At 56.2% G+C, this 12,870-nt stretch carries 9 protein-coding genes; 5 read left to right on the top strand and 4 right to left on the bottom strand.

The features are described from left to right. Nucleotides 1-26: 26 nt before the first annotated feature. From V8J88_RS11630 to rtcR, 3 genes are all read right to left on the bottom strand, one after another. Nucleotides 27-314 carry a type II toxin-antitoxin system RelE/ParE family toxin gene (locus tag V8J88_RS11630; protein ID WP_338849699.1) on the bottom strand — a complete coding sequence of 96 codons (288 nt, stop codon included), beginning with the start codon at nucleotides 312-314 and terminating at the stop codon, nucleotides 27-29. Next, complete coding sequence (locus V8J88_RS11625; RefSeq protein ID WP_338849698.1) at nucleotides 311-784, bottom strand: hypothetical protein; 474 nt, start codon at nucleotides 782-784, stop codon at nucleotides 311-313. The genes V8J88_RS11630 and V8J88_RS11625 overlap by 4 nt, the downstream gene beginning before the upstream one ends. A gap of 348 nt (nucleotides 785-1,132) precedes the next feature. Beyond that, the gene (gene rtcR / locus V8J88_RS11620; RefSeq protein WP_338849697.1) at nucleotides 1,133-2,740 is read right to left on the bottom strand and encodes an RNA repair transcriptional activator RtcR; all 1,608 of its coding nucleotides are present in this window, start codon (nucleotides 2,738-2,740) and stop codon (nucleotides 1,133-1,135) included. 199 nt (nucleotides 2,741-2,939) lie between these two features. Here rtcR and V8J88_RS11615 point away from each other — a divergent pair, with 199 nt between their 5' ends. The 5 genes from V8J88_RS11615 to V8J88_RS11595 all read left to right on the top strand — a co-directional run bounded on the left by V8J88_RS11615 (nucleotide 2,940) and on the right by V8J88_RS11595 (nucleotide 12,013). Next, a complete protein-coding gene (locus V8J88_RS11615) occupies nucleotides 2,940-4,490 on the top strand; it encodes an RNA-binding protein (RefSeq protein ID WP_338849696.1) in 1,551 nt (516 codons plus the stop codon). A 1,655-nt stretch (nucleotides 4,491-6,145) separates the two neighbouring features. Further along, nucleotides 6,146-7,372, top strand: coding sequence for an RtcB family protein (locus tag V8J88_RS11610; protein WP_338849695.1), 1,227 nt, complete (start codon nucleotides 6,146-6,148; stop codon nucleotides 7,370-7,372). Nucleotides 7,373-7,381: 9 nt separating this feature from the next. Beyond that, nucleotides 7,382-8,401: an RNA 3'-terminal phosphate cyclase gene (gene rtcA, locus V8J88_RS11605; RefSeq protein ID WP_338849694.1), complete on the top strand. Its 1,020-nt coding sequence runs from the start codon at nucleotides 7,382-7,384 to the stop codon at nucleotides 8,399-8,401. Nucleotides 8,402-8,598: 197 nt separating this feature from the next. Then, a complete protein-coding gene (locus V8J88_RS11600; protein WP_338849693.1) occupies nucleotides 8,599-10,899 on the top strand; it encodes an isoamylase in 2,301 nt (766 codons plus the stop codon). 133 nt (nucleotides 10,900-11,032) lie between these two features. After that, nucleotides 11,033-12,013, top strand: a complete 981-nt coding sequence (locus V8J88_RS11595) for a magnesium and cobalt transport protein CorA (protein WP_338849692.1) — start codon at nucleotides 11,033-11,035, stop codon at nucleotides 12,011-12,013. 24 nt (nucleotides 12,014-12,037) lie between these two features. Here the strand turns inward: V8J88_RS11595 and V8J88_RS11590 are convergent, their stop codons facing one another. After that, complete coding sequence (locus tag V8J88_RS11590; RefSeq protein ID WP_338849691.1) at nucleotides 12,038-12,868, bottom strand: alpha/beta hydrolase; 831 nt, start codon at nucleotides 12,866-12,868, stop codon at nucleotides 12,038-12,040. Between the last annotated feature and the right edge of the window lie 2 nt (nucleotides 12,869-12,870).

The raw sequence follows: 12,870 nt of genomic DNA, 5'->3' as shown, positions 1-12,870 counted from the left end.
TGCGCTTTGCGCGCAAGCGCAGGAATTCAGACCGGCGGCCACTGCTGCGCACCATGTAAGAGTCGCAATATCTCAATCCGCCCGGCAGCCGGGTTGATGCGATACACCAGAATAAAGGGTGTGCCGTTGATGAGCAGTTCGCGCGTGCCATGCACCCGACCCGGGCGGCCCAGTTCGGGGTATGCGCATAAGTCTTGCACTTGCTTTTGTATCCGCTCACCTTGGGCAATGGCGGCGCGAGGCTTATGTTGGGCGATGTAGTCAAGCTGAGAGTCGCGCTCGCGTAAAGCGCGGCCCAGCCAGACCAGCTTCATGCTGCAGCGCCAGCATCATCAAGCTGGCGCGCAAACTGCTGGCGTTTGTTTTCCCATGCCGTTTGCGCGTCTTGTTCGCTGATCCATTCTGCATCAGGCGCATCTGCCTCCTGCAAGGCTTGCGCCACCTGGGCGCGGAACCATTGATCATGTTCGAGCGCGGCTTGGGCGGCTTGCATGGCGCGCTGCCTGTCCGGGCGTTTGCGCGCCAAAGGTTTTTGTTCAGGATTCCACTGCGAGATATCAAATTCGCCAACCGTTACGCCAAGTTTGTGCAAGAGAGTGATGGCGGGCAGGGGGTTGGGAAATCCGCGTGGAGAATTGCTGCGTGCATGGGCTAATAGGGCTTGGGTATTATTGCAGGTGTGGATGCGGACAAAAAATTCGCCATCTATCGCTTGCAGTGAGACGCTGGCGACGCCGCCAGCGGCAACGGCGGTGCGGAATTGTTCCAGGCTCAGGGTTTGCATGGGATTGCCTCTTGCTTTACGTTAATCTCTTGTAAATTTAACATAAAACCTGCAATCTGCAATCTTCCTTGAAGTAAAAAAACGCCGCAAGCTGCGGCGTTTTTCATATCATGCGGCGCTTGATCAGCGGCATTGGCCCGGACACCACTCCACCTGCGGCGCGTCCTGCACTTGCGCCTGGGCTTGCGGCAACAGGGCGGCGCCTGACAAAAATGCAGCGATCAATGCTTTTTTCATGATACGTCTCCTTTTTTGGGGTTGATATGGTCAGCGGGACTGTCCTGCATAACGATTGCGCCAAGCTTTGCATGCAGAATGTCTGCATGCGCAATGTTTTTCTGCACATTTTCAGGCCGCCGGATGCACGTCCTGCCAACTTAAATCAAAGCGCGCCAGATATTTTTTCAAACGGTCGGCGTCATTTGGACGCGCTTTGCCGGCGCGCGAGGCGGCGAATAATCTGCGACCGGCGTCGGATAAGCTGAGCGCGCTGCGGCAGACTGCCAGCACGCCTTGCAATTGAATCGCATCAAATTGATCCAACTGCGCCAATTGCTCTGCGCTCAGATAATCCGCCAAATCCACTTCCTGTGTGCGCGCGGCGCCGGCCTGCTGGTGGCGCCATTGGCGCTGCAGGCGCGCAATTTCCTGCGCCGCCACCGCTTCAGTGATGCGGCCGCTTTGCGCCAGGGTCGCCATGCGCGTCACGCTGGCGCCCAGATCGCGGAAATTGCCGCTCCACAACGCCAGAGGGGAAACCGCAAAACGCAAATACATATCGCGCGCTTCTTTATTAAAGCGCACCAGGCTGCCCATTTCGCGCCCGTGCAGGCCCAGCATATAGTCCAGATTCGGCTCCAGGTCTTCCGGCCGCCCGGCTAAGCCCGGTAATTCATAGGTCCATAAATTAATGCGCGCAAACAGATCTTCGCGGAAGCGCCCGCGCGTCACCTCCAGCGCCAGATCGCGATTCGTGCCGGCAATGAGTTGGAAATCGCTTTGCACTTCCTCATCGCCGCCCACCGGGTTGAAGCGCTTTTCTTCTATCGCCTTGAGCAGCATGGCTTGCTCATCCAAGCCGAGTTCGCCGATTTCATCCAAAAACAATAAACCTTTGTGCGCGCTCATCAGCAGGCCGGCGCGCTGCTGCATGGCGCCGGTGAACGCGCCTTTGACATGGCCAAACAGGGTCGAGCCGGCCCCGTCGCCGTGCAGGGTGGCGCAGTTGATTTCCACAAAACGCCCGCTGATCTGATGGCGCGCTTTCTTCAATTCATACACGCGGCGCGCTAAAAACGATTTGCCGGCCCCGGTCGGCCCCATGAGCAACATGGGCGCTTTGGAATTGGCCGCGACTTGTTCAATTTCGTCAATGATGCGGTTGAAATGCGGATTGCGGGTGGCGATGCCGGACTTTAAAAACTGCGCGCCCTGTTTGTGCTCTTCTGAAAAACGTTGCGCCAACTGATTGTAGCGGGACAGATCCAGATCAATCACCGTGTATTCGCCAATATTGTGCGGATTCTTTCTTCTGGACGGTGAGGTTTGCAGCAGCTTGGCGGGAATGAAATGCGCTTCCGCCATCAGGAACAGGCAAATTTGCGACACATGGGTGCCGGTGGTGATGTGGATCAAATACTCTTCGCGCTCGGTGTCAAAGGGATAACTTTTGGCGAAGTCATATAACGCTGCGTACACCTCTTCAAAATCCCAGGGATCGGCAAGTTCGAGCAAGTGCCCGCGTACTTCGCTGTGCGGCGATTGCAGATGAATATCCTGTGTCACCTGCTGCATGAGTTTGGCAAAGCGGCTGCTATAAAGAATCTCAAAGCGCGCCACCATCAAATCCGCTTGCTGCGCCAAGGACACCGTGGGGCGCCAGCGCTCCCAGCGCTTGGCATCGCCGCCCAAATCCAGTTGCGAGCCGAGAAAACCTAAGACGACCTGTTTTTTCATGATTTTTTTGGGATAAAAATTTATCTTATAAGATAACTATATCAGATTCATTGCATGCATCCTATTTTCTCGAAAATTCCTGAATTTTATAAAAACATGTTTTAAATCAATATGTTATGAGGAAATTTTCAATTCCTGGCATGCCCTGGCACACCCTTTGCTATAGGTAAGGCACAAGCAAAAAATAAAGGAAATGAAAATGGCAAACACCACCTTGTTCCAAAGCGCGAAGCAGGCCGTGATCAATGCGGTCATGAGCAAAAACCATGAACAGGCCCCGGCTTACAAGCTGTCTGATAAACACCAGCTGGCGCAATTCGCCATGACCGGCTGCCTGGGTGACACGTTTTACGCTGATGCGCAAACCCAATTAAGCGATGTGCTGGCTTTGTGTGAAAACCTGGATGCCGGCTATATCGCCCGCACTGCGATTTACTGCCGTGAACGCGGGTATATGAAGGACATGCCGGCTTTGCTGACCGCCGTGCTGGCTGCGCGCAGCGCGGAACAACTGAAACCGGTGTTTGCCCGTGTGATTGATAACGGCAAGATGCTGCGCAATTTTGTGCAAATCCTGCGCTCCGGCGCGACTGGCCGCAAATCGCTTGGAACACGTCCGAAAAAACTGGTGCAGCAATGGTTGAATACCGCCAGCGAACAGGCGCTGCTGTCGGCGGCGGTGGGCAATGCGCCTTCATTGGCGGATGTGGTGAAGATGGTGCATCCGAAGCCGACCGAAGCCTGGCGTGAAGCTTTTTTCGCCTGGTTGATTGGACGCCCGTTTCAAATCGAAGCCTTGCCGCCGGCCCTGCGCGCTTTCGAGCTGTACAAACAAGGTCAGCGTGAGTCGATTCCGCAAGTGCCGTTTCAGATGCTGACCTCGCTCAATATGGGGGCGAATGAATGGGCGGCGGTAGCGCGCCAGGGCGGATGGCAAATGGTGCGTATGAATCTGAACACTTTTGCGAGGCATGGCGTGTTTCAAGTCGAAGGGATGACGCAAATCATTGCCGATAAGCTGCGTGATCCTCAGGCCATCGCCAAAGCGCGCGTGTTTCCATACCAGTTGCTGGCGGCGTATGTGATGGCTGATGGCAATGTGCCGGGCGAGGTGCGCGAGGCGCTGCAAGATGCGATGGAAATCGCGCTCTTGAATGTGCCGCAGTTTGAAGGACGGGTGGTGGTTTGCCCGGATATTTCAGGCTCGATGCATTCATCCGTTTCGGGTTATCGTGCGGTGGCCAGCAAGGTACGCTGTATTGATGTGGCGGGTTTGATGTCGGCCGCGCTGCTGCGCAGCAACCGTCAGGCGCGGGTGATTCCGTTTGCCGAAGAAGTGCGCCAGATTGATTTGAATCCGCGTGATTCGGTCATGACGAATGCGCAAAAACTGGCCAATACGCCGGGCGGCGGCACTAATTGCAGCGCACCGCTGGCGCAGTTGAACCGTGAGAAAGCGCAGGCGGATCTGGTGATTTATGTCTCGGACAATGAATCCTGGGTCGATGTGCGGGGCCATAATTCGACCGGCATGATGCGTGAATGGACTGAGTTCAAAAAGCGCAATCCGGCCGCCAAACTGGTGTGTATCGACATCACGCCCAACGCCACCACGCAGGCGGCGGAAGCGAAAGATATTTTGAATATCGGCGGGTTTTCTGACGACGTATTCAAATTGATCGCCAGCTTCACTGCCGGCCAGATGGGGGCGGCGCACTGGGTGGGGGAAATTGAGGCGATTGCCTTGTAATCCATCTGCCGCAAACAGGCTTGCAAGGCTGTTTGCGGCAGGATGAGGAGCAAGTTTTTTGGCGAATGCATGCGAAATTACATAGTCTCCAAACCATGAGTTTGATTTCGCAAATCTTGTCGCCACCTTTTTAAAGGTTTGACGTTTGGCATGAATGCAGTACGGATTACATTTTTCCAGTGATACATCTGTACGCACTTTGTCATGTCAGCGTCAAAACAGCGCGCACCCGGCGCAAAATCAGGGTGAAGTTTGGCGAATGCCGGAGAAACTACAACTTCTAATTGGGAGGTCGCAGGTTCAAATCCTGCCGGCGGCAATCAGGGCCGCCGTAGCTCAGAGGTCAGAGCACCGTTTTCTTCGAACTTTGTCGCCGCTTTTTTGTAAATTTGGCAGGCAGTCAGGAATGCGATGCAGATTACATCCAAAAACCAATCTGTATCAATCTTGTCCTGGCGGCAGGTCAAACAGCGACGCGGGCGCCCGCTCAGGCGCCAGCAGCACAGCAGTTTTAGGCGAATGCCAGTGAAATTACATCGGATAAAGCGGGTTCGATTCCCGCCCCGCGCCGCACTTGTGGCAAGGGAAGATTTCACTGAATATTGTCGCCTCTTGTTTGGCAGTTTTGGCAGGCAGTCAGGAATGCGATGCAGATTACATCCAAAAAGCAATCTGTATCAATCTTGTCCTTGCGGCAGGTCAAACAGCGGCGCAGGCCCCGGCGCATTAAAAACAGGGTGCAGATTTTTGGCGAATGCAGAAGAAAATACATAAACGTTGGAGGACGCGGGTTCGATTCCCGCCGGTGGTTTGCGCCACTGTAGTCCAGTGGTTGGACACCATAGAAACTTTTCTTCGACTTTTGTCGCCACCTTTTGCAAGGTTTGGCTGAATCTGATGAATGCCGTACAGATTACATTATGGGAATGCACTGTCTGTATATGATTTGTCATTGGAAGCAGTCAAACAAGCGCCGGCTCCGGCGTCAGCAGTACTGAGGAGCAGAGTTTTGACGAATGCAGATGAAAATACACATCCGGTCTCAAGCCGGATCATGGGTTCGAATCCCATCGGGGCGGCAACGCCCCCGTAGCCAAGCGGTCGAAGGCATGCAACAGTTTCATCAATTTTGTCGTCAGATTTCAAGCAGATTTGGCCGGCCACCAGGAATGCGCCACAGATTACATCTTAAGCAATCTGTACCCTTCTTGTCCTGTTGGCAGCTGAAAAAGCAGCGCGGGCATCCGGCGCAAAACCGGGTGCATGATTTTCGGCGAATGCCTGGGAAACTACATTTTTACGGTGATTACAAAAATCACCCCCGCAAATGCGGATGATGTTTCCCACAAAATTGTCGCCACCATTTAATCAAGCGGATTTGGTCAGCCGCCAGGAATGCGTTACGGATTACATCCAAAGAAATCTGTACACTCCTTGTCTTGACGGCAGGCCAAACAGCGGCGCGGGCGCCCGGCGCAAAACTGGGCGAATGTTTGACGGCGAATGCTGCTGAAATTACAAGGGGCATGATAAGCGGGTTCGATTCCCGCCAAAGAGGTTCATTGGCATGAACGCATGTTTAATATTTCAGCGATATTGTCGCCACTTTTACGCCGGTAAAACAATGCCGGTTTGCTGATAAAAACGGAATGATCATGAAAAACGAAAACTACGATGTGATGAATGTGGATGGCGGCGTGCATGTCAAGATGTGGACGAAGGGCGTGCCGGTGGACGATACCGCGAAAAAGCAGCTCAGCAATGCAGCGCGCATGCCTTTCATTTATAAACATGTGGCGGTGATGCCGGATGTGCATACCGGGATTGGCGCCACCATCGGCAGCGTGATCCCGACCCTGGGCGCGATTATTCCGGCTGCGGTGGGGGTGGATATCGGATGCGGCATGATGGCTGCCAAAACCACGCTGCATGCAAATGATCTGCCGGATAATCTCGGCCCTTTGCGCAGCGCGATTGAACAGGCTGTGCCGCATGGTATGTCACCCAAGGGACGTGGGCGCGATAAAGGCGCATGGGAAAATCCGCCGCAAGCCACGCAAGACGCCTGGGCGCAATTGCAGCCGGGGTTTGAGAAATTGTGTGAAACCACACCGCGTTTGCAAAAATCAAACAACTACAAGCACCTGGGAACCTTGGGCGGCGGTAACCACTTCATCGAAATCTGTCTGGATGAAGAAAACATGGTTTGGTTTATGCTGCACTCCGGTTCGCGCGGCGTGGGAAATGTGATCGGGACGCACTTTATTGAATTGGCGAAACAGGATATGCGCCGCCACTTCATTAATCTGCCGGATCAGGATCTGGCTTACCTGCCGGAAGGGACGGAGCACTACGATCAATATGTGGCCGCTGTGTCCTGGGCGCAGCAATTTGCGCGCTTGAACCGCGAAGTGATGATGCAGCACTTGATCGCCGCCGTGCGTAAAGTCATCACCAAGCCGTTTGAAACCCATGTGGAAGCGATTAACTGCCACCACAACTATGTGCAGCGCGAACATCACTTCGGTAAAAATGTGATGGTCACGCGTAAAGGCGCAGTTTCGGCGCGTGAGGGCGAATTGGGTATTATCCCGGGTTCGATGGGGGCGAAAAGCTATATCGTGCGCGGTAAAGGCAACCCGGACAGCTTTAACAGCTGCAGCCATGGCGCAGGGCGCGTGATGAGCCGCACCGAAGCCAAGCGCCGTTTTACAGAAGAAGATCAGCGCAAGGCGACCGAGGGCGTGGAATGCCGTAAAGACGCGGATGTGATTGATGAAATTCCCATGGCGTACAAGGATATTGACGCCGTCATGGAAGCGCAGCGCGATCTGGTGGAAGTGGTGCATACCTTAAAGCAAATCGTTTGCGTCAAAGGATAAGGAAAAGAAATGATTGAATTGGATGGTTCGCAAGGCGAGGGCGGCGGGCAGATTTTGCGCAGCGCCCTGGCCTTGGCGATGGTGACGCAAACCCCGTTTCGCATCCGCAATATCCGCGCCGGGCGCAGCAAACCGGGTTTATTGCGCCAGCATCTGGTGGCGGTGCAAGCCGCCGCTGAAGTGTGTTCCGCGCGCACCAGCCCCTTAGCGCTGGGGGCGTCGGAATTGGAATTTTATCCGGGCCGTGTGCGCGGCGGCGCATACCAATGGGCCATCGGCAGTGCCGGCAGCGCTGTGCTGGTGTTGCAAACGGTCTTGCCTGCGCTCTTGTTTGCCGATGCGCCTTCGCAACTTTGCATCAGCGGCGGCACCCACAATGGCATGGCGCCGCCCCTGGAATTTTTACAGCAGGCTTTTTTGCCACGTTTGGCAGAAATGGGCGCGCAGGTGCAGGCGCATGCCAGCCGCTATGGTTTTTACCCTGCCGGCGGCGGCGTCTTGCACGCCGATATTCAACCCTGCAGCCAGCTTGCGCCGCGCGAATGGCTGGAACCAGGCCCCCGTGTGCAAGGCTGGGCCGAAGCAATCTGCGCCGCCTTGCCGCTGACGATTGCCGAACGTGAGTTGGAAACCCTGCGCAAAGGCATGAATTGGCAGCCGCAGCAATTGCATGCGCGCAGCTTGTCGCAAGAGGAAGGGCCGGGCAATATTTTGCTGCTGACCTTGCAGCATGCCAACACCACTGAAGTGTTTTCCGCGCTGGGCGAAAAGCAGTTATCGTCTGAACAGGTGGCGCAAAAAGTCTTGCAGGATGCGCGCCGCTGGTGCATCAGCCAGGCGGCGGTGAGCGAGTATCTGGCCGATCAATTGATGTTGCCGCTGGCCCTGGCGGGCGGCGGCGCCTTCAGCTGCGATATGGTGTCCGCTCACAGCAAGACCAATGCTGAGGTGATCAGCCGGTTTTTGCCGGTGCAGTTCAGTTTCACGCCTGATGACAAGCGCTATCTGTGCCAGGTTTTTCCCGCCTGAATGCGCCAACCCCGCTGCCGTTTGTCCGGCAAGCGGGGTTTTGTTTGTTCACGTTTCACACCTCACTTATCTCTTGCGTGCACTGTTTTTGCGCAAATGTGTGCCATCATGGCAATAACAGTTTAAAATCCAAATCGCTTTGAACAAAACTGCACTGCAATGGTGCGCAAAAACAAGTCAATTACCATCAGGAGACAATGATGAATCTGCTCACAGCCGCCCGCGCGGCCTTGTGCGGCTTGGCGCTGGCTGCCGCCATGCCGACGCCGGCCGCGATTAACAGCATGAATCTGGGCGCCAAATACGACGCTGCCGCCAGCAATATCCAATTCCGCCTCTTTTCCAGCCGCGCCACCCGCATCGAAGTCTGGCTCTACGCCCAGGCCCAGGGCGCAACCGAAAAAGCGCGTTATGTCTTAACGCGCGACGCCAACAATGTCTGGAGCGTAAGCGTGCCGGTGGCCGCCCTGAAAAGCGCCGGCATCAGCGGCACGGTGTTTTACGGCTATCGCGCGTGGGGGCCGAACTGGGTGTACAGCAGCGGCTGGAGCAAAGGTTCGGCAGCCGGTTTCATCGCGGATGTGGATGCGCAGGGCAATCGCTTCAATCCGAACAAACTCTTGATCGACCCGTATGCTTTGGAACTCTCGCATGACCAGAATCCGGCCAATGCCGCCTTTGACAACAGCGTGTATGGCAGCGGCCCCAAATACCGTTTGTTAGACAGCGCGCCGCGTGCGCCAAAAGGAATTGTGCTGGGCAATATCAGCAATTCCACCGGTGTGAAACCCACCCGCGCAGCGAAAGACGACATTATTTATGAAGTTCATGTGCGCGGCCTGACCATGAATGATCCCGCGATTCCCGCCGCCTGTCGCGGCACCTACAAGGGCGCGGGGCAAAAAGCCGCCAGCCTGGCTGCGCTGGGGGTGACGGCGGTGGAATTTCTGCCGCTGCAAGAAACCGATAACGACGGCATCGAGGTCGATCCAAACAACGGGCTGCGGGATAATTATTGGGGCTATATGACCACCAATTTCTTCGCGCCGGATCGCCGTTACGCCTGCAATAAAGCGCCGGGCGGGCCGACCGCCGAATTCCGCGAGATGGTGAAAGCCTTCCATGATGCCGGTATCAAAGTCTATGTTGATGTGGTGTACAACCACACCAGCGAAGAAGGGCCATGGAACGCGGGCGACGCCAACACCTACGGCATTTATTCGTATCGCGGGCTGGATAATCCGACTTACTACACCTTGAGCGCGGATAAGCAATCGACCATCGATAACACCGGCGTGGGCGGCAATTTCAACAGCAAAAATCCGATTGCGCAAAATCTGATCATCGATTCGCTGGCCTACTGGAGCAATACGCTGGGGGTGGATGGCTTCCGCTTTGATCTGGCTTCCGTGCTTGGCAATAGCTGCGAATCCGGCTGCTTTCATTTCGATAAAAATGACAGCAACAATGCCTTAAACCGCATCACGCGCGAATTCACTGTGCGCCCGGCAACTGGCGGCGCCGGTTTGGATTTGATTGCCGAACCGTGGGCGATTGGCGGCAATTCTTACCAGGTGGGCGGTTTTCCTGCCGCCTGGGGGGAGTGGAATGGCCAATTCCGCGATGTGCTGCGCCAGAGCCAAAACAAAATGGGCATTGCGCCCATTACACCGGGACAAATCGCCAGCCGCATCGCCGGCTCTGCCGACTTGTATCAAAGCAGCGGGCGCAAACCCTGGCATTCGGTGAATTTCATCACCGCGCATGATGGTTTCACACTCAAGGATCTGTACGCCTGCAATCAAAAGAGCAATAACCAGCCCTGGCCATATGGCGCTTCGGATGGCGGGGAAGACCATAACAACAGCTGGGACCAGGGTGGAATTGCAGCGGATCAACGCAAAGCGGCGCGCAATGGCCTGCTCTTGACCATGCTGGCGGCGGGGCGTCCGATGCTCAATGGCGGCGATGAATATCTGCGCAGCCTGCAATGCAATAACAATCCCTACAATCTGGACAATGCGGCCAATTGGCTGTCAGCCAATTGGAGTGTGCAACAAAGCCAATTCCATACCTTTGCCAAACGCGTGATTGCCTTCCGCAAAGCGCATCCAGCCCTGCGCCCGCAGAATTTTTATTCGGCGGCGGATAATAATGGCAATGGCCTGGCGCAGCTGGCCTGGTTCAGACCCGATGGGCAAATCATGGATGCGGCGTATTTCAATGACCCGAATAACCGCGCCATGAGCTGGCGCATTGACGGCAGTGAATTTGATGACAACGATATCTATGTCGCTTATAACGGCTGGCAGGATAAGGTGAATTTCACCTTGCCCGCACCGCGCCAGGGCAAGGCCTGGTACCGGGTCGGCGATACTGCGCCCTGGAATGAGGGGGATAACAGCATGACGCCGGCTGGCGCCGAAAGCTATATCGGCCCCGGCGGCACGGTGTACGGCGTGCATGGACGCTCGGTGCTGTTGCTGATCGCCAAATAAGCCGGCCAGGCCGCCGGCATGTTTGGCGGCGGCCTGGCGCACTGGCGCGGCGGCACAGATAAGCAAAGCATGAATATGGCGGCAAGCCGGCGTACACTGTCGCAGGTTTATTTTGTATGCAGGGAGAAACAAGATGCTGATTAATTGCGTCGCTTACAGCCGGGGCCAGCGTTTGTCTGATATCACCGTGGAAGAAATCAGCGATTATCTGGAACAGCCGGATTGCTTTGTCTGGGTTGCTTTGAAAGACGCCAGCAGCGCCGAGCTGGCCAAGATGCAAGAAGAATTCGGCCTGCATCCGCTGGCGCTGGAAGATGCCCAGCGCGGCAATCAGCGCGCCAAGATTGAAGAATACGGCGACTCGCTGTTTGCGGTGGTCAAGACGGTGGAAGCCGAGCACAGCACGGTTCAAGGGGCAGGCTTGCGGATTGGCGAAGTGGATGTGTTTGTCGGCCCGAATTATGTGCTCTCAGTGCGCAACCATTCGGAAGTCGGGTTTGCCGACGTGCGCGCGCGCTGCGAGCGCGAACCCCATCTGCTGGCGCATGGCGCCGCCTTCGTCCTGTACGCCTTGCTGGACGCTGTGGTGGACCGTTATTTCCCTCTGGTGAATGCGTTTGAAGCGGAGTTGGAAACGATTGAGGAAGCGATTTTCACACCCGGCGGCGAGCGTGTCTCGATTCAGCGTTTGTATCAGCTAAAGCGCAAAGTGATGCAACTGCGGCATGCCGTGCTGCCGCTGCTGGAAGCGGTTTCGCGCCTGTATGGCGGGCGCGTGCCGGCGATTTGCGCCAGTTCGCAGGAATATTTCCGTGACGTGGCCGACCATTTGCAACGCATCTCAGCCACTCTCGACACCATCCGCGACACCATCGTCACCGCGATTCAAGTCAATCTGTCCCTGGTGGCGATTGATGAGGGCGAAGTGAATAAACGTCTGGCCGCCTGGGCCGCCATCTTCGCGGTTGCCACCGCGTTTGCCGGCATCTGGGGCATGAATTTCAAGCATATGCCGGAACTCAGCTGGCACTTCGGCTATCCGCTGGCCTTGACCTGGATGGTCACGGTGTGCGGCTATTTGTACTGGCGCTTCAAAAAAGTCGGCTGGTTATAAGGGCAAGGGCTTTGCGTGCTTTCTTTAGGTACTGGCGAATTCCCACAGCGCGCGGCGCACTTGTTCCGGCTGCTCGGCCATCATATCGTGTCCCGCCGGGCTGATGTAGTCGAGGCGGGCGGCGGGCAGGGCGGCGCGCAGGCTGTGGGTGGCTTTTTCCGGCGTCATCATGTCCTGGCGCGCAATCACAAATTGCACCGGCGTCGCGCGCGCGGCCAGGGTGTGCGCCGCTTGCAGTCCGTTGGCATAGGCATTGCAAGCGCAAAAATCCAGATAAAACAGATTGCTGCCGGCGGGCGTGCGTGCGGCGCTGACGCGCGCCACGCGCTGTTTTAAAGCCAAGCCCATGCCGGGCGCATAAAACCCGGGGCCGGGACAGGAGGGTTTGGGCGCATGGCTGGCATAGGCCCAGGGATTGACCATCGCCAGCGCCGCCATTTGATCGCTTTGCGCGGTCTGCAACAGGGCCGGCGCGACTTGCATCGGAAATGCGGTTCCCACCAGGGACAGGCGCGTGACAACGGGCGAGCGCGCCGCCGCTTCCAGCGCGATCAGGCTGCCCATGCTGTGGCCGATCAAATGCGCTTGTTTGATTTGCGCCGCCTGCAGCAAAGCCAGCAGCCAATCGGCCAGCGCTTCAATACTGTGCAAAGCCATGCCGCTGCCGCGTCCATGCGCGGGCAGATCCGGGGCCAGCACGGCAAAACCCTGATGTGCAAAAAAACGGCTCTGCAAAGCCCATACCGAATGGTCATTTTGCGCGCCATGAATAAACACACAAACCGGCTGCGCCGGGTCAAACGGCTTGCCCCCGGTGTAGGCCCAGGCTGCGCCATGTTGCAATGTGAACTCCATCG

Source organism: Massilia sp. W12, assembly GCF_037300705.1.
Classification (GTDB): Bacteria; Pseudomonadota; Gammaproteobacteria; order Burkholderiales; family Burkholderiaceae_D; genus JACPVY01.
This window is presented reverse-complemented; position numbering and strand designations above follow the sequence as displayed.